The organism is Herbaspirillum sp. 3R11 (assembly GCF_004563925.1).
Classification (GTDB): domain Bacteria; phylum Pseudomonadota; class Gammaproteobacteria; order Burkholderiales; family Burkholderiaceae_D; genus Herbaspirillum.
This window is the reverse complement of the sequence record NZ_SPNJ01000002.1, coordinates 230,879-248,561: the sequence shown is the minus strand read 5'-3', so window position 1 is coordinate 248,561 and position 17,683 is coordinate 230,879. Positions and strand designations below refer to the sequence as shown.

The following is a 17,683-nucleotide window of genomic DNA, read 5'->3' as shown; positions in this document are numbered from 1 at the left end:
AAGGTATTCGACAATAAATATGATGGCGGACCGCCATGCCGCGGCATTTGAATCGCGGCAACAACGGCCCTTATTTTGGTATGCGGACGATGGCGGCATCGACGCCGTTATCAGACAACTTGCTGCGCATGCGGTTCACTGTCTCTTGCTGGCCGATCGGGCCAATCCGTACACGGTACAAGGTGCCGTTATCGGAAGGCCGCTCGCTGACCTTGGCTTCAAAACCGAGCAGCGCCAGCTTGGCGCGCGCGTTTTCGGCGTCGGCCTGTTCACGGAAGGCGCCGGTCTGCAGGAAATACGTCCATTTGTCATCCACCGCGGTCTCGGCTTTGTCGGCCTTGGCCGGCTGTTCCTTGGTGATGGCTGCCAGCTTGTCCTTGTCCTTCGGCACATCGACCTTCGGCGTGTCGGGCTTCTTGGCTTCCGGCGCAGGCTTGTCCTGGTCGGGAGCCTTCGGCGCCGGCGGGGCTTCCTTGGCGACGTCCTTGTTGCCGTACAGCGGCTTGTTCGGATCGGAGGACTGGCCCGGCGACAGCTCGGTACGCTCCTGCTTGGTGACCTTGTTGACGAATGGAATCGGCGACTTGGTGATCATCAGGGCGACGACCACGGCAATGCCGAGACCGACGATGAGACCGAGGATCAGGCCCAGGAAAGTACCGCCGGCCTGCTTGCGTAAAAACGGATGATGTTGTTTCACTTGTGTCTTCATTACAGGTTTACATTCTTGTCGGGGCGGAGACGCCGATCAATGCCAGGCCGTTGCGCAGCACCTGGCGGGTCGCACTCATGAGCGCCAGGCGCGCCATCTTGGTTGGGACATCGTCGACCAGCACGCGTTCAGCATTGTAGTAGCTATGCAATTCGCCTGCCAGATCGCGCAGGTAGAAAGCCACCTGATGCGGTCCGAGCTCCTGCAATGCATGGGCCAGCGCTTCCGGATATTCGGCCAGCTTGGCCAGCAGGCTGACTTCGCGGGGGGCGGTCAGCGGCGCCAGATCCTGCACCTGATCCAGCGTCGCTTCGTCGCCGCCCCACTGGTTCAGCACCGAGCAGATGCGCGCGTGGGCGTACTGGACGTAATAGACCGGGTTTTCATCGTTGCGAGTCAGCGCGACATCGACGTCGAAGACGAATTCGCTGTCGGCCTTGCGCGAGATCAGGAAGAAGCGCACGGCGTCGCGGCCGCGCGTCAAATCACCCGCTTCTGCTTCGGTGCCGTTGGACCATTCGATCAGATCGCGCAGCGTGACGTAGGAACCGGCGCGCTTGGAGATTTTCACTTCCTCGCCGTTCTTCATCACGGTGACCATCTTGTGCAGCACGTAGTCGGGATAGCCTTGCGGGATGCCGACGTTGGCCGCCTGCAGGCCGGCGCGCACGCGCGCGATGGTGCCGTGGTGGTCGCTGCCCTGGATATTGATGACCTTGCCGAAACCGCGTTGCCACTTGGTGATGTGATAGGCGACGTCGGGCACGAAGTAGGTGTAGGTGCCGTCGCCCTTCTTCATGACGCGGTCCTTGTCGTCGCCGTAGTCGGTGGTCTTGAGCCACAGCGCGCCGTCCAGTTCGTAGGTCTTGCCGGCCTTGATCAATGCGTCGACCGCGGCGGCAACCTTGCCTTCGGTGTACAGCGAAGATTCCAGGTAATAGTTGTCGAACCTGACGCCGAAGGCCTGCAAGTCCAGATCCTGCTCGCGGCGCAGATAGGCCACGGCGAAGCGGCGGATCGATTCGATGTCGTCGACGTCGCCGCTGGCGGTAGCCGGTTCGCCGTCGCTGGCGGAGACTGTCTTCTTCGCCTTGAAATCCTCGGCGATGTCGGCGATGTAGTCGCCGTTATAGGCCGACTCGGGCCAACCCGCGTCGCCCGGCTTGAAACCCTTGGCGCGCGCCTGCACCGACGTCGCCAGTGTGGCGATCTGCACGCCGGCGTCGTTGTAGTAGAACTCGCGCATGACGTCGTAGCCCTGCGACTGCAGCAGCGCCGACATGGCGTCGCCGAGCGCGCCCTGGCGGCCGTGGCCGACGTGCAGCGGACCGGTCGGATTGGCTGAAACGAATTCGACCAGCACCTTCTTGCCGGCGCCTGCCTGGCTCTTGCCGTATTGCGCGCCTTCGGCCAGCACCACCTTTACCACTGCCTGCTTGGCGGCTTCGGCCACGCGCAGGTTGATGAAGCCGGGGCCGGCGATGTCGGCGGAGGAAATCAGTTCTTCGCGGCCGGGCTGCGACAGCACCCCGTCCACCAGCGCCTGAGCAAGTTCGCGCGGATTCTTCTTGAGCGGCTTGGCCAGTTGCATGGCCAGGTTGCAGGCGATGTCGCCATGCGACGGGTCGCGCGGACGCTCCAACGTAATCGTCGGCGTCAGGCCGGAGCCCTCGATCAGCGGCGCCATGGCGGCCTGGAATAATTCGGTGATGCGTTGTTTTTGTTGGGCGAGCATGGGAACAGAAGGGGTCGGCGGCCGCGCTGACAACGCCAGCCGCACATTGATGAATATATAAACCCCGGATTATACCGGCTTGCCGCGCTCGGATTGAAGCCGATCTTGTAAGCACTCGTGAGTATTGCTCGAGCCTCAGGCGGCCGCTTGTGCTGCCGGCGACTGCGCCTGGCGATAAAGATGCACGATGCGCAACAAACGGCCCATCGGGACGCCCATGAACAGGCCGTACAGCAGGCTGAGCGCCAACGTGAACACGGCGCCCTGGGCGTAGCCGGAATGCATTGCCTTGAGCACCGCCACGCTGTATTTGACCGCAAACACGCTGACCATCATCAGCAAGGGCAACCAGCTGCCGCGCAACCAGACCGTGCCGCGCCCGGGATAGGGTGCAATATTCGACGCCACGGCGGCGCGGCCGGCCGCCAGCCAGCTCAGTACGCCGCTACCCACCGCAGCCAGCACGGCGGCTGCCAGCGCCGGCGCATCGGCGTGCGATTGCTCATACAGACCGTGCAGCGACAAGGCCAGCAGCAACAGTGGAATCAGCGCTACCTTGAACAGCGGGATTTCGCGGTCGGCACTGGCGGACCAGCCGCGATAGACCAGAAAGGCCAGCATGGCCCAAACCCACAGCGGCGTATGAATAATGATTTGTTGCAACATGACGACTCCTGAAACAATGAGGAAAAGGAATGCCGCCATGTTAGGCAAGCCCCGCGCGCGTTCCCAGCGCCGTGCGACGAACGGCGCAAAGACGGCGGGCTGCGGAGGGATTTGATGCGATGAGTGGATGCGCCGGATGGGGCGCACCGGGCTCAGATATCGACCGGATCGACTTCCAGCGACCATTTGGCGCGCGTCTTCATCTGGCGCAAGACTTCCATCCAGTCGCGCAGGAAGGCCTGCAAGGCGGGCCGCGATGGACATTCAATCAACAACTGGGCGCGTTCGACGTTGGCCACGCGGGTCATGGTCATCGGAATGGGATCGTTGATGGTGATGCCGGCATGCTCTAGGCAGCCCGCCGCATCCTGCAGGAAAGCCAGCGCGATATCGAGTTCGGCCGCTTCGGCGCGCAGCAGAGCCTGGTAGAGGAACGGCGGCAACGCCGCCTGCTGGCGCTCTTCGAGCAACTGCGTGGCGAAACCATCGTAATCGTGCGCGGCCACCGCGCTGTACAGCGGATGATGCGGATAGCGGCTCTGGATCAGTACTTCGCTGGGCGAACCGCCCTCTTTCTGGCCGGCGCGTCCGGCGCGGCCGGCGACCTGCATCAGTTGCGCGAAGAGGCGCTCGCCGGCGCGGTAATCATGCGAAAACAGCGCGGTGTCTGGATTCATCACTCCCACCAGCGTCAGGCGCTTGAAGTCATGTCCCTTGGCGACCATCTGCGTGCCGATCAGGATGTCGACGTCGCCGCGATGCACGCTGTCGAAAGCGTTCTGAGCCGAACCCTTGAGACGTGTGGAATCGGCGTCGATGCGCAGGATGCGCGCCTCCGGGAACATCGCCTGCAAGCCCTCTTCCACGCGCTGGGTGCCGCGCCCCAGCGGCTGCAGGTCGACGTTGCCGCAGGTCGGGCAAGCTTTGGGGATGTACAGCTCCAGGCTGCAATGGTGGCAACGCAGGCGTCGCTCGGGCTTGTGCAGCACCATGAACGAGGTGCAGCGCATGCAGTTGCTGATCCAGCCGCAGGCGTCGCAATTGAGCACCGGCGCATAGCCGCGCCGGTTGAGGAACAGCAGCGATTGCTCGCCGCGCTCCAGGCGCAGCTTGAGCGCCGCCACCAGCATCGAGGTCAGGCCATCGTTGGGACGGTCGCGCTCCATGTCGATCATCTTGACCTTGGGCAGTACGGCGTCGCGCACCGCGCGCTCGCGCAGCTGCAGCTTGCGGTAGCGGCCGGCCTGGGCGTGCTGCCAGGTTTCCAGCGAGGGCGTGGCCGAACCCAGCACCACCGGAATCGCCAGCTGGTGCGCGCGCCAGACCGCGAGGTCGCGCGCCGAATAACGCAGGCCTTCCTGCTGCTTGTAAGAAGGATCGTGCTCTTCGTCGATCACGATCAGTTTGAGATGCGGCAGCGACGACAGGATCGCCAGCCGCGTGCCCAGCACGATGCGCGCCTTGCCCTCATGCGCCGCCAGCCAGCTGAGCGTGCGCTCGCCTTCGGCCAGGCCGCTGTGCAGGCTGACCACGTGCACACCGGGAAAGCGCGCGCGGATATTCGATTCGAGCTGCGGCGTCAGGTTGATTTCGGGCACCAGCACCAGCACCTGCGCGATTTCGCCGGCCGCTTCGTGCTGCGCCAGGATGCGCGCCGCCGCCTGCAGGTAGACCTCGGTCTTGCCGCTGCCGGTCACACCGTACAGCAGCAGCGGCGCAAAACCCTGCGCACCTGCGATGGCGTCGACGGCTTCCTGTTGTTCAGGCTTCAACTGCGGCGTGTTGACCGGACTGCCGTCGTGGCCGGCATCGAGCTTGGCCAGTTTCTTGAGCGCACGGTCGAGCGCCGTCGTGGTCAGGGTGCGCAGGTTCTTGGGCAAGCCGGGCAAAGCCACCTCTCCCAACGGGCGCTGGTAATAATCGGCGGCGAAACCGCACAGCGCCAGCCATTGCGGCGGCAACGGCGCCAGTTGGCTGCGCACCGCCAGCACGTCCTTGAGCTTGCCTTCCGGCACGTCGGTCTGTTCGGCCAGGCCGATGATCAGGCCCGCGACCTCGCGACGGCCGAACGGCACGATCGCCAGTTGGCCGATTTGCGGCAGCGCCTCGTCGCCGTTGCGGACCCAACGGTAATCGAAGGTCCTGTCAAGCGGGGTATCGAGAACGATCTGAAGGATGCGTTGTTCCACGAACTTAATGTGATTCCTGAAAAGATGACCTAAGTGACGGTTTCGTAACTACTTTTTAGGCTATCCACAAAACCTGTGGATAACTTTGTGCATAACTCGGGCTTGACAGCGTTTTTCCCAGTCTGGATGCGGGTTTCAATAAATTGCCCAAATCAAAAGCAAAATCTAAACCTATAAAAATCAATGACTTGCAAAAGAGACCAGCGCCCATGAAATTTATTTTTAAATTTTTATTATTGCCTCGCACAAAAGCTTTTTTGTGCATAAGTCTGCTTTTTCGCACCGAAAAGGTATCGCCGCAAGATCGTGCGCACTACTTTCTGTCAAGCAAATCTTGTCGGAGAGCATCCGACAGCAAGGTAGGATTCCGCGTCGGTTTCTAAAGTAAAACGTTAAAAAAGCGCGTAACTCACGGTTTCATAAGTGCTTTTTCAACTATCCACAATTCCTGTGGATAACTTTGTGGGCAACTACCTATTGACAGCCCCGAAGCCCACGTTTCATGCGGGTCTCGATAGTTTGCTCAAATCCCGCGCAAGAAACAAATTCCTTAAAAATCAACAACTTGTAAAATTTCAAAATCCACCGCTTAACAAATATGGATATGAATGATTCCCACTAAGGAAAGCCCCGTTCATGTGCATAAGTGCGCATGCGGGCGGGCACGATGTGCACCGCGTCGCATCCCGAAGAGTATGGTGTTTGTTTTCAGCGGCTTATCGATTTCCGCCGGGCTCAGGATCAGCCGCGCAGTTCCCGGCTGATCCGGTGGACCGCTTCCACCAGTGTCGTGACCGACTCCGGCGGGGTGAACTGGGAGATGCCATGACCGAGGTTGAACACATGACCGGTGCCAGCTTCGGGCTTGCCAAAGGATTCCAGCAGCTTGCGCACTTCAGCCTCGATCTGTACCGGGCCGGCAAACAGCACGTTGGGGTCAAGGTTACCCTGCAGCGCCACCTTGGCGCCGACGCGACGACGCGCATCAGCCAGGTTGACGGTCCAGTCCAGTCCCACGGCGTCGGCGCCGATATCGGCGATCTGCTCCAGCCACAATCCGCCGCCCTTGGTGAAGACGATCGCCGGAATCTTGACGCCGTCCTTGTCGCGCTTGAGCTGGCGCATGACTTCGCGCATGTAGTCCAGCGAAAACGTCTGGTACACACCGTCGGCCAGCGCCCCGCCCCAGGTATCAAAAATCATCACGGCCTGGGCGCCGGCGTCGATCTGCGCATTCAGGTAGGCGGCGACAGCGGCGGCATTGGTCCTGAGGATGTGGTGCATCAGGTCGGGACGGTCGTACAGCATGGTCTTGACGGTGCGGAAGTCGTCGGAGCCGCCGCCTTCCACCATGTAGCAGGCCAGCGTCCATGGGCTGCCCGAGAAGCCTATCAGCGGCACGCGGCCGTCCAGCTCGGTGCGGATCTGGGTGACGGCGTCGAACACGTATTGCAGGCTGTCCAGTTGCGGCGCCTGCAGCGCCAGCACGGCTTTTTCGTCGCGCAGCGGACGCTCGAACTTCGGTCCCTCGCCGTCGGCGAAGAACAGGCCCAGACCCATCGCGTCCGGCACGGTCAGGATGTCGGAAAACAGAATCGCCGCGTCCAGCGGATAGCGCTCAAGCGGCTGCAGCGTGACTTCAGTGGCGTAATCGGGATTCTTGGCCAGGCCCAGGAAGGAACCGGCGCGCGCGCGCGTGGCGCGGTATTCGGGCAGATAGCGACCAGCCTGGCGCATCAGCCACAACGGCGTGTAATCGGTCGGCTGGCGCAGCAAGGCGCGCAGGAAGGTGTCGTTCTTGAGCGGAGCAAATTGAGGCATTGGCGTTCTGGAGCAGTCTGGACTTCATGTGGGCCACATCGGCAATCTTCTATTATCTCATCCAAACCGCAAAACAACCGCGCGCGATTGATGCCCGGGGCCTCTGGTGATATCGTCTTTGCTTCACAAAAATAATCAGGAGACGATATGACGAAATACCTCAAAAAACACCTCAAAACGTGGCTGTTGCCGCTCACGCTGCTGTGCGCAGGCCTGGCGATGCAGACCGCCGGCGCCGCCGAAAGCAGCCGCCTCGACGAGGTGATCAAGTCCGGCAAGTTGCGCGTGTGCATGACCGGCGATTACAAGCCGTTCACCTATTTCAAGACCGACAACACGTTTGAAGGGATGGACGTCGACCTGGCGCAATCACTGGCCAAGTCGCTGGGCGTCGAAGTGCAGCTGGTCAAGACCACCTGGACCAACCTGATGACCGACTTCCTGGCCAAATGCGACATCGCCATGGGCGGCGTATCGGTCACGCTGGATCGCCAGAAGAAAGCAGCGTTTGCGGTCTCGCACATGGTCGACGGCAAGTCGCCGATCGTGCGCTGTGCCGACGTCGCCAAGTTCCAGACGCTGGACATGATCGACCAGCCCACCACCCGCGCGATCTTCAATCCGGGCGGCACCAATGAGCGCTTTGCGCGCGCCAATTACAAGCGGGCGCAGCTGATCCTGCATCCGGACAACGTCACGATCTTCCAGCAGATCATCGACGGCAAGGCCGACATCATGGTCACCGACGCCAGCGAGACCCTCTGGCAGGCGAAACAGCATCCGGAACTGTGCCCGGTGCATCCGGACCAACCTTTGCAGTTCTCGGAAAAAGCCTTCATGCTGCCGCGCGCCGATGTCGCCTTCAAGGAATATGTGGATGCGTGGATGCATTTGCAGAAAGCCACCGGCGACTACGACCGCGTGCTCAACAAGTGGCTGCATTGATGCGTTGAGAGGTTTTTGCCGTACGACGCCCGCCGATGATGCGGGCGTTTTTATTTCAGTCCGCGCAAGCCCTCAATGGCGGCCTGCGCCAGTTGCTGCCCCCAGACACGCGCACCGGCAGCGGATGGATGATAGCCGTCATGCGCCATCAGGCTGCGTTCGCGCGCATCGCTGCGCACCGGCACGTAAATCGCCTGCGGCAGCTCCCTCGCCAACTGCTGCGCGCTGCGGCTGAGCGCGGCGGCCTTCATGCCGAGCACATGACGCAAAGGTTGCGGCAAAGCCGGGAACAGATGCAGCGGCGGCGCGCCGGAAATCAGCAGCAAGGTCGGCGACAGTTGCTGCTGCAACGCGCGCGCCAACGCAGCGAGGTCGCGGCGGTAACGGCTGCTGCTGTGGAAGGCGGTGCTGTCGTTGACGCCGAAGGCAATCAGCACGATGCGCGTTTCTCCGGTTTGCTGCGCCGGCACGTGCTGAAGCTGCGGCAAGACTTCACGACCGGCGTCGGCGACCGTGGCGCCGTTCTTCCCGAAGGCCCGCCATTGCACCGGCCGCTTGAGTTCAAAGGCAAGTTCCTGCGCAAATTGGGCGGTGACGGCTTGCTCCTGACGCTCCACACCCACGCCGGCCACCGGCGATTCTCCGATCGCGATGAGTACGACCGGAGCGATGTCTGCGATCTCGCCCGGTGTGCATAATCCTTCACGCGCGCCATCCGCTTCGGGCAAGCGCGGCGTGATACGACGCGTGCGCTTACCTTGCGCATACAACCAGGGCAACAGCGGCAAGGCCAGCAGTTCGGGCAGCCAGCGACGCATGCCTATTTCACCTTGAGACCGGCGAGTTCCTTCTTGGCCGGAGGGAACGCCAGTTTCATCGCCTGCAAAGTCTCCAGCACCACGCCGGCAATAGCCAGGTTGCGATGCGTCTTGGAGTCGGACGGGATCACGTACCACGGCGCGTGATCGGCATCGGTGGCCTGGATCGCCTGGCTGTAGACCTTCTGGTAGTCGTCCCAGCTCTTGCGCTCCTCCAGGTCCTGCAGCTCGAATTTCCAGTGCTTGGTCGGATCGTCGACGCGTTCCTGCAGGCGCGCGCGTTGTTCGTCCTTGGAGATGTGCAGGAAAAATTTCAGCACCACGGTGCCGGTTTCACTGAGCAGGCGCTCGAAGTCGTTGATCTGCGCGTAGCGGCGCTTGCACTCGGCCGCGTCGATCCAGTCGTGTACACGTGTGATCAATACGTCTTCGTAGTGGCTGCGATTGAAGATGGCCAGTTCGCCTTTTGCCGGCACCTGCTGATGGATGCGCCACAGGTAGTCGTGCTGCAGTTCGAGCTGGCTCGGCGCCTTGTAGCTGACGATGCGCAGGCCTTGCGGATTGACGCCGCCGAACACGCCGGCCACGGTGCCGTCCTTGCCGCTGGTGTCCATGCCTTGCAGCACCACCAGTACTTTGCGCTCATGCTGCGCGAACAGCATTGCCTGTTGCTCGGCGATCTGCGCCGCCAGTGTCTGGACCTGCAATTTGTCGGCGGCCTTGTCGCCGCTCGAGAGCGGTTTGGCGCCGGCGTTCTCGTCCTTGATTTCCTGCTTTTTGGTGGCGCGGAATTGTTCGCGTATACCTATACCCATCGTGACGATCTCCTGTGTGCCTTCCGGCGCAATGAAAGCGATTGGACTACAGCACGCCGTGAGTAATTCCCATGGCGTGATCAACCTTGATGCAGCGATCCATGATGACTTTCAGGCCGGCGGCTTCGGCCTTGGCTGCGGCCGCATCATTGACGATGCCTTGTTGCATCCACACGCAGTCGGCGCCGATGGCGATGGCCTCGTCCACCACAGGTGGGATATCCGCCGACTTGCGGAAGCAATCCACTATGTCGATCTTGACCTGGCCGGCCAGCGCCTGCGCGGCGTCGGTCAGGCTGGCATAGCAATGCTCACCGAGGATCTGCTCACCGGCGTACATGGGATTGACGGCGACAATGCGATAACCCTGGCGCTGCATGTAGGCGGTGACATCGTAGCTGGGGCGATCGGGACGATTGGACAGGCCGACGACGGCGATGACTGGCTTGGCGCTCATGAGGCAAACTCCTGTATCAAAAAACTGCCGACGCCTGCACGAGGCGACGTCGGCGACTATTCGTGAACATTCACTTTAACCGATCGGGCGTCAGGGCGTCGCGTGCCGACATCGCAGCAGCATCCTGAACGCCGCCATCGCCAAAATCGCAGGCAATAAAAAAGGCAGCCGAAGCTGCCTTTTTTAATGATGCTGATGATGCCGTTTGCTGCAGAGCGCGGGGAATTAACGCTTCTGACGCAGTTTCGCGATCGCGGCCAATTGCGCCACTGCAGTCGCCAGTTCGGCTTGTGCAGCTGCGTAATCGATTTGGGAGTCACGATTCGCCAGGGCTTCTTCCGCGAGTTTCTTCGCGGTGGTGGCCTTGGCTTCGTCCAGATCCGAGCCGCGGATCGCGGTGTCGGCCAGAACGGTCACGGTGTCAGGCTGCACTTCCAGCAAACCACCGGCGACGAATACGAACTCTTCTTGCGCCTGGCCAGGAATCTTGATGCGTACCGCACCTGGCTTGATGCGCGTGATCAAGGGAGTGTGGCGAGGATAAATCCCCAGCTCACCCGATTCACCCGGCAACACGACGAATTCCGCCTCGCCGGAGAAAATTTCTTCTTCGGCGGAGACTACGTCAACGTGAATAGTATGTGCCATATCGTTTCCTATCCGGTCAGCCGTCTTGCCCGGACTTCAGGCAACAACGGCTTCGCGAGAATCAAGAGATCTTAGTTGATCTTCTTGGCCTTTTCGATTGCTTCTTCGATCGTGCCAACCATGTAGAACGCTTGTTCCGGCAGGTGATCAAGTTCGCCGCTAGCGATCATCTTGAAGCCCTTGATCGTGTCTTTCAGCGAAACGTATTTACCTGGCGAACCGGTAAACACTTCAGCAACGTGGAACGGTTGCGACAGGAAACGTTGCATCTTGCGAGCACGCGCGACCAGCAGCTTGTCTTCCGGAGCCAATTCGTCCATACCCAGAATCGCGATAATGTCGCGCAATTCCTTGTAGCGTTGCAGGATGCCTTGAACAGCGCGGGCTGTTTCGTAGTGTTCCTGACCGACGACTTGCGGGTCCAGCTGGCGCGATGTCGAGTCCAGTGGATCGACCGCAGGGTAGATACCCAGCGAAGCGATGTCACGCGACAGAACGACGGTCGAGTCCAAGTGGGCAAACGTGGTTGCAGGCGACGGGTCGGTCAAGTCATCCGCTGGAACGTAGACGGCCTGGATCGATGTGATCGAACCAGTCTTGGTCGAAGTAATACGCTCTTGCAGTTGGCCCATTTCCGAAGCCAGCGTAGGCTGGTAACCCACGGCGGAAGGCATACGGCCCAACAGCGCGGAAACTTCAGTACCGGCCAGTGTGTAACGGTAGATATTGTCGACGAAGAACAGCACGTCTTTACCTTCGTCACGGAAACCTTCAGCGATCGTCAGACCGGTCAGCGCGACGCGCAGACGGTTGCCCGGCGGTTCGTTCATCTGACCGTAGACCATGGCGACCTTGGAGTTCTCCGGAGTTTCCAGATCCACAACCTTGGCGTCAGCCATTTCGTGATAGAAGTCGTTACCTTCACGGGTACGCTCACCAACACCGGCGAACACGGACAAGCCGCTGTGCGCCTTGGCGATGTTGTTGATCAGTTCCATCATGTTCACGGTCTTGCCCACACCCGCGCCGCCGAACAGACCGACTTTACCGCCCTTGGCAAACGGGCACACCAGGTCGATAACCTTGATGCCGGTTTCCAGCAGTTCTTGCGACGGCGACAGTTCGTCGTACGCAGGAGCCTTGCGGTGAATCGAGGCCGTTGTTGCGTGGCTCACCGGACCGCATTCATCGATCGGGTTGCCCAGCACGTCCATGATACGACCCAGTGTTGCTTTACCGGTCGGCACCATGATTGGCTGGCCTGTGTTCTTGATTGTCATGCCGCGGCGCAAACCGTCGGAGGTACCCAGCGCAATGGTACGGACTACGCCGTCGCCCAGCTGTTGTTGCACTTCCAGCGTCAGTTCCGAGCCATCCATCTTCAAGGCGTCGTAAATCTTAGGCATCGCGTCACGTGGGAATTCAACGTCCACCACAGCGCCGATACACTGAACGATTTTGCCATCAGCCATTTTCGTTCCTTCAATATATAAAATTAAGTTCTGTTAAGCGCAGTTTGCGCGTTACACCGCAGCCGCACCGGCAACGATTTCCGAGAGTTCTTTGGTAATCGCAGCTTGACGAGTCTTGTTGTAAACCAGTTTCAATTCGCCGATCACGTTACCTGCGTTGTCGCTAGCCGACTTCATCGCCACCATCCGCGCCGATTGCTCGGACGCCATGTTTTCTGCGACAGCCTGATAAATCAGCGCTTCCACATAACGCACCAGCAATTCATCGATGACGCTTTGCACATCCGGCTCGTAAATATAGTCCCAGGAATGCGAACCTGCTGCATCAGCAGCTTTACGATCAGCCTCAAGACGATCAGCTGACAACGGCAGCAATTGCTGCAGCATCGGCTCTTGCTTCATCGTGTTGATGAACTTGGTGTACACCAGATAAACCGCGTCGAGGCGACCTTCCTGATAAGCATCGAGCAGTACTTTCACTGGCCCGATCAGCTTGTCCAGATGTGGCGTGTCGCCCATTTGCACGGCATGCGCAACGACGTTGGCGCCGATCCGGTTAAGGAAACCCAGACCCTTGTTGCCGATCGCTACTGCTTGAACCTTGTTTCCTTGTCCTTCCAGCTCACGCAGTTTCGCGGTCAGCAAACGCAAGGAGTTGGTATTCATGCCGCCGCACAGACCTTTGTCTGTGGTGACGACGATGAAACCAACGTTCTTGGAGTTGTCCTGCTTAACCATGAACGGGTGCGTGTACTCTGGATTGGCTTGCGACAAGTTAGACGCGATATTACGAATCTTTTCACTGTAGGGACGTGCCGCACGCATCCGGTCCTGCGCTTTGCGCATTTTGGAGGCAGCAACCATTTCCATCGCCTTGGTGATCTTCTTCGTATTTTCTACGCTCTTGATCTTGCTGCGTATCTCTTTACCTGTAGCCATTCCGTGCTCCAGTTAAATTAAGCTACGAACGATTTTTTGAAATCAGCAACGGCAGCAGACAATGCAGCTTCACCATCTTTGTCGATTTGCTTGGTTTCTTCGATCTTTTGCAGCAAAGGCGCGTGGCTGGTCTTCATGAAATTGTGCAGACCGCTTTCGAACGGCAGTACCTGCTTGACTTCGATGCTGTCCAGGAAACCCTTGTTGACGGCGAACAAAGTCACAGCCATCAGCGAGATCGACAACGGCGAGTATTGCGCTTGCTTCAGCAGTTCAGTAACGCGTGCGCCGCGGTCCAGTTGCTTGCGGGTCGCTTCGTCGAGGTCGGAAGCGAACTGCGCAAACGCAGCCAGTTCACGATACTGCGCCAAGTCGGTACGGATACCGCCGGACAGGCTCTTGATGACCTTGGTCTGAGCAGCACCACCGACGCGCGACACCGAAATACCGGCGTTGATCGCAGGACGGATACCAGCGTTGAACAACGATGTTTCCAGGAAGATCTGACCGTCGGTGATCGAAATCACGTTGGTTGGAACGAAGGCGGAAACGTCGCCTGCTTGCGTTTCAATGATAGGCAGTGCAGTCAGCGAACCAGTCTTGCCCTTGACTTCACCCTTGGTGAAATCTTCGACGTACTTTTCGTTCACGCGTGCTGCGCGCTCCAGCAAACGGCTGTGGAGGTAGAACACGTCGCCAGGATAAGCTTCACGGCCTGGTGGACGGCGCAGCAGCAGGGATACCTGACGGTATGCAACAGCTTGCTTGGACAGATCGTCATACACGATCAGCGCATCTTGACCACGGTCACGGAAGTATTCACCCATTGCGCAGCCGGAGTAGGCCGACAGGTATTGCATCGCAGCCGACTCGGAAGCCGATGCGGTAACAACGATGGTGTACTCCATGGCGCCGTGTGCTTCCAGCGAGCGCACGATGTTCTTGATCGACGATGCTTTTTGACCGATCGCAACATAGATACATGTCACGTCCTGGCCCTTTTGATTGATGATCGCATCAATCGCAACAGCAGTCTTGCCGGTTTGGCGGTCGCCGATGATCAGTTCGCGTTGACCGCGGCCGATAGGCACCATCGCGTCGATTGACTTGATGCCGGTCTGCATTGGCTGCGAAACGGATTGGCGGGCAATAACGCCTGGCGCGATTTTTTCAATCGGGGCTGTCAGCTTGGTGTTGACCGGACCCTTGCCGTCGATAGGCTGGCCCAGTGCATTGACTACACGGCCGCGCAGTTCCGGACCGATCGGCACTTCCAGGATACGGCCGGTACATTTGACTGTATCGCCTTCGGAAATGTGTTCGAAGTCACCCAGAATAACGGCGCCAACGGAATCGCGCTCGAGGTTCAGCGCCAGGCCGAAAGTGTTGCCTGGGAATTCCAGCATCTCACCTTGCATCACGTCAGACAGACCATGGATACGGCAGATACCGTCGGACACGGAAATAACCGTGCCTTGATTGCGAATCTCAGCGGTATCGCCAAGGCCTTGAATCCGGCTCTTGATCAGCTCGCTGATTTCAGATGCGTTGAGTTGCATACTAACTCCTAAAAATTTTTCTATCGCTTAGGCTCTTACGCCAAGGCCCAGGTTTTATGCAGCCAAGGCAACATGTAACTGTTGCAGCTTCGCGCGCACCGAGGTATCGAACACTTCGTCACCGACAACCACACGCACGCCGCCGATCAAAGCATTGTCCACCTTGACGGTTGGCGTCAGCTTGCGACCGAATTTCTTTTCCAGCGTGGCGACCACATCCTTCAACTGCGCATCGGACAATTCGAACGCGCTGGTGATTTCTGCATCAGCGGCGCCTTCCTGTGCGTTTTTCAGCGTATGGAATTGTGTGGCGATTTCAGGCAACAGCGTCAGACGGCCGTTCTGCACCAGCGCGCTGACGAAGTTCTTCGCTTCGACGCTCAATGGTGTTTTCAGAACGGACGAAAACGTGGAAACGACTTGCTCATCCGTCAGTGCCGGATTTTGAGCCATGTCTTTCACGTCATGATGCGCTGCAGCTTGCGCCATCTCGGAAACAAGATCAGCCCAAGCCGACAAACTGCCGGCTTTGGCTACACGAAACAGGGCTTCTGCGTAAGGGCGAGCGATCGTTGCGAGTTCGGCCATATTACAGCTCTGTCTTCAGTTGGGTCAGCAAGTCGGCATGCGCCGCTGCATTGACTTCACGCTTCAGAATCTGTTCGGCGCCCTTGACCGCGAGGGTCGCTACTTCGCCACGCAGATCTTCACGCGCTTTGGTCACTTGCTGCTCTGCATCCGCCTTGGCGTTGGCGATGATGCGCGCTGCTTCTTCGGAAGCGGTTTTCTTCGCTTCTTCGATAATCAGCTGAGCACGCTTTTCAGCGTCGCCAATACGTTTCTGGCCTTCGTCGCGTGCTGTCGACAGTTCTGCCTGAACGCGCTTTTCAGCAGCCGCCAGGTCAGCCTTGCCGCGGTCAGCCGCAGCCAAGCCGTCCGCAATCTTCTTCGCACGCTCGTCGAGCGCCTTGATCAACGGCGGCCAAACGAATTTCATCGTAAAGCCGGCGAGGATGAAGAAGACCACGAACTGCGCAAACAATGTTGCATTTAAGTTCACGGTAATTTCCTTCTCAGAATATCGTGTGCCGGATCAGTCAATCCGGCAAAAGTGAGAATCGGCTATGCCGCCCGAATTACTTCGCGATGAACGGATTTGCAAATGCGAACAACATGGCGATACCAACACCGATCAGGAACGCAGCGTCGATCAGACCGGCCAGCAGGAACATCTTGGTTTGCAGTGTGTTCATCAGTTCTGGCTGACGTGCAGACGCTTCGAGGTACTTACCGCCCATGATTGCGATACCGATACAAGCACCGATAGCACCCAGGCCAATGATCAAACCGCAAGCCAAAGCAACGAAAGAGACATCAGTCATGACAATTCCTTAGAAAGTTAAAGTTAATACGAAAATCAAAAAACAAACCAAAAAGCTAAAACCGTACAGCAGCCTTGTTAGTGCGCCTCATGCGCCTGGCCGAGGTAAACCAGTGTCAACATCATGAAAATGAATGCTTGCAGCAGCACGATCAGGATGTGGAAAATTGCCCAGATCGAACCTGCGATGACGTGGCCGACAAAGCCGAACGCCGTAGCAGCCGAACCCAGCAATGCGATCAGCAAGAACAACAGCTCGCCCGCATACATGTTGCCGAACAACCGCATGCCAAGCGACACGGTCTTTGCAGCAAATTCAATGATATTCAACAGCAGATTGAAAGGCGCCAGCCAGATGCCGAACGGCGCCGCAAACAGTTCATGGATGAAGCCGCCCGCGCCCTTGATCTTGACGCTGTAGTACAGCATCAGCGTCAGCACGCCCAGGGCGATGCCCAGCGTGCCGTTCAGGTCGGCGGTAGGAACGATGCGATGATGGATTTCTTCCATGCCGAACAGGCGCATGATGCCCGACACCAGATCGACCGGCAGAAAGTCCAGAGAGTTCATCAGGGCGACCCAGACAAACACGGTCAGCGCCAGCGGTGCGATGAAAGTACGGTCGCCGTGGACGATGGCCTTGGACTGGTCTTCGACCATTTCAACAACCATTTCGACGAACGCCTGGAAGCGACCCGGCACGCCGGACGTTGCCTTGCGCGCCGCCAGGTACATGAACAGGCAGCCGACCACGCCGCAGAACACCGACCAGAACACGGTATCCATGTTGATGATCGAGAAATCGACGATCTTGTCTTGGTGTTGCGAAGAGAAATGTCCCAGATGGTGGACGATGTATTCTGAAGCAGTAGGTGCGTGCGCAGCAGCAGTCATGGTCGATGTCTAAACAGTAAAATTAAGTAACTTTTAAGCACCACGATGAAGCTCAGCACAAATGCGAGCCAGTTCACACCGCGATACAACCAAACAACTGCGCCCATGAGCGCAAGAGTCGTAGCAATCTTGATAAATTCCCCGAACAAAAACGTCATCGGGTCAGCCCCACCGGGCTTGCGAGTACTTGTATAGAGACGCAGGGCGAACAGGCCGTTGGGAATGAAGCAACACATCCCGCCCAGCAATGCCGACCATAACGCAGATACCCCGCCCAGCAAACCAGCAATACATGCAGCGACGACCATGGCCACAAGCTGCAAAAGGATGATGCGCAGCATATATATCCAATATCGTGCAGGCCGCACTCATTATGAGCAGACGGCGGTTTAGAAGCCCGGCGATTATAAAGGCTTGCGTCCGAATCCGTCAAACTTTTAACGCACGATTACAGTGATATATCGTCAAGTTGCAGGTCAGTTGTCGGCTTTAACATACAGCTGCATTGTGAGCCAAAATCGGGCAATCGACGATTACCTGCAAGGTAATGCAAACTACAACCAAACAAACTTCGGAATGCTGTCATCGGACTGACAAAAACGCGATCCGGATGGGCAAAAATGCACAAAAAC

At 58.6% G+C, this 17,683-nt stretch carries 18 protein-coding genes; 1 reads left to right on the top strand and 17 read right to left on the bottom strand.

Annotation, left to right across the window (positions count from 1 at the left end):
* Positions 1–70: 70 nt before the first annotated feature.
* The 5 genes from E4P32_RS09340 to hemE form a co-directional block, all read right to left on the bottom strand.
* On the bottom strand, positions 71–712 hold the full coding sequence (locus tag E4P32_RS09340) for an SPOR domain-containing protein (RefSeq protein ID WP_116434453.1): 642 nt from the start codon (positions 710–712) through the stop codon (positions 71–73).
* 7 nt (positions 713–719) lie between these two features.
* Complete coding sequence (gene argS, locus E4P32_RS09335; protein ID WP_116434454.1) at positions 720–2,447, bottom strand: arginine--tRNA ligase; 1,728 nt, start codon at positions 2,445–2,447, stop codon at positions 720–722.
* A 135-nt stretch (positions 2,448–2,582) separates the two neighbouring features.
* Entirely contained in the window at positions 2,583–3,113 is a 531-nt protein-coding gene (locus tag E4P32_RS09330) for a DUF6622 family protein (protein WP_116434455.1), read from the bottom strand.
* Positions 3,114–3,265: 152 nt separating this feature from the next.
* On the bottom strand, positions 3,266–5,302 hold the full coding sequence (locus E4P32_RS09325) for a primosomal protein N' (RefSeq protein ID WP_116434456.1): 2,037 nt from the start codon (positions 5,300–5,302) through the stop codon (positions 3,266–3,268).
* A 741-nt stretch (positions 5,303–6,043) separates the two neighbouring features.
* Positions 6,044–7,123, bottom strand: coding sequence for a uroporphyrinogen decarboxylase (gene hemE, locus E4P32_RS09320; protein WP_116434457.1), 1,080 nt, complete (start codon positions 7,121–7,123; stop codon positions 6,044–6,046).
* A 219-nt stretch (positions 7,124–7,342) separates the two neighbouring features.
* Between hemE and E4P32_RS09315 the strand changes: the two genes are divergently transcribed.
* Positions 7,343–8,068 carry a transporter substrate-binding domain-containing protein gene (locus E4P32_RS09315; protein WP_233526658.1) on the top strand — a complete coding sequence of 242 codons (726 nt, stop codon included), beginning with the start codon at positions 7,343–7,345 and terminating at the stop codon, positions 8,066–8,068.
* A 50-nt stretch (positions 8,069–8,118) separates the two neighbouring features.
* Here the strand turns inward: E4P32_RS09315 and E4P32_RS09310 are convergent, their stop codons facing one another.
* From E4P32_RS09310 to E4P32_RS09255, 12 genes are all read right to left on the bottom strand, one after another.
* Positions 8,119–8,886, bottom strand: coding sequence for an SGNH/GDSL hydrolase family protein (locus tag E4P32_RS09310; protein ID WP_116434459.1), 768 nt, complete (start codon positions 8,884–8,886; stop codon positions 8,119–8,121).
* 2 nt (positions 8,887–8,888) lie between these two features.
* On the bottom strand, positions 8,889–9,701 hold the full coding sequence (locus E4P32_RS09305; protein WP_116434460.1) for a PPK2 family polyphosphate kinase: 813 nt from the start codon (positions 9,699–9,701) through the stop codon (positions 8,889–8,891).
* A gap of 46 nt (positions 9,702–9,747) precedes the next feature.
* Entirely contained in the window at positions 9,748–10,158 is a 411-nt protein-coding gene (locus E4P32_RS09300; RefSeq protein ID WP_116434461.1) for a CoA-binding protein, read from the bottom strand.
* Between the two features lie 225 nt (positions 10,159–10,383).
* The gene (locus E4P32_RS09295; RefSeq protein ID WP_116434462.1) at positions 10,384–10,806 is read right to left on the bottom strand and encodes a F0F1 ATP synthase subunit epsilon; all 423 of its coding nucleotides are present in this window, start codon (positions 10,804–10,806) and stop codon (positions 10,384–10,386) included.
* A gap of 71 nt (positions 10,807–10,877) precedes the next feature.
* The gene (gene atpD, locus E4P32_RS09290; RefSeq protein WP_116434463.1) at positions 10,878–12,278 is read right to left on the bottom strand and encodes a F0F1 ATP synthase subunit beta; all 1,401 of its coding nucleotides are present in this window, start codon (positions 12,276–12,278) and stop codon (positions 10,878–10,880) included.
* Positions 12,279–12,329: 51 nt separating this feature from the next.
* On the bottom strand, positions 12,330–13,217 hold the full coding sequence (atpG, locus tag E4P32_RS09285; RefSeq protein ID WP_116434464.1) for a F0F1 ATP synthase subunit gamma: 888 nt from the start codon (positions 13,215–13,217) through the stop codon (positions 12,330–12,332).
* Positions 13,218–13,234: 17 nt separating this feature from the next.
* Complete coding sequence (gene atpA / locus E4P32_RS09280; RefSeq protein WP_016835149.1) at positions 13,235–14,776, bottom strand: F0F1 ATP synthase subunit alpha; 1,542 nt, start codon at positions 14,774–14,776, stop codon at positions 13,235–13,237.
* Between the two features lie 54 nt (positions 14,777–14,830).
* Positions 14,831–15,364, bottom strand: a complete 534-nt coding sequence (locus tag E4P32_RS09275) for a F0F1 ATP synthase subunit delta (RefSeq protein WP_116434465.1) — start codon at positions 15,362–15,364, stop codon at positions 14,831–14,833.
* 1 nt (position 15,365) lies between these two features.
* Positions 15,366–15,836 carry a F0F1 ATP synthase subunit B gene (locus E4P32_RS09270; protein WP_116434466.1) on the bottom strand — a complete coding sequence of 157 codons (471 nt, stop codon included), beginning with the start codon at positions 15,834–15,836 and terminating at the stop codon, positions 15,366–15,368.
* A gap of 76 nt (positions 15,837–15,912) precedes the next feature.
* Positions 15,913–16,158 (bottom strand): F0F1 ATP synthase subunit C, encoded by a 246-nt coding sequence (gene atpE / locus E4P32_RS09265; RefSeq protein ID WP_006461334.1) that lies wholly within the window; start codon positions 16,156–16,158, stop codon positions 15,913–15,915.
* A 77-nt stretch (positions 16,159–16,235) separates the two neighbouring features.
* Entirely contained in the window at positions 16,236–17,051 is an 816-nt protein-coding gene (atpB, locus tag E4P32_RS09260) for a F0F1 ATP synthase subunit A (RefSeq protein WP_116434467.1), read from the bottom strand.
* Positions 17,048–17,392: an ATP synthase subunit I gene (locus E4P32_RS09255; RefSeq protein WP_116434468.1), complete on the bottom strand. Its 345-nt coding sequence runs from the start codon at positions 17,390–17,392 to the stop codon at positions 17,048–17,050. The genes atpB and E4P32_RS09255 overlap by 4 nt, the downstream gene beginning before the upstream one ends.
* Positions 17,393–17,683: the final 291 nt, after the last annotated feature.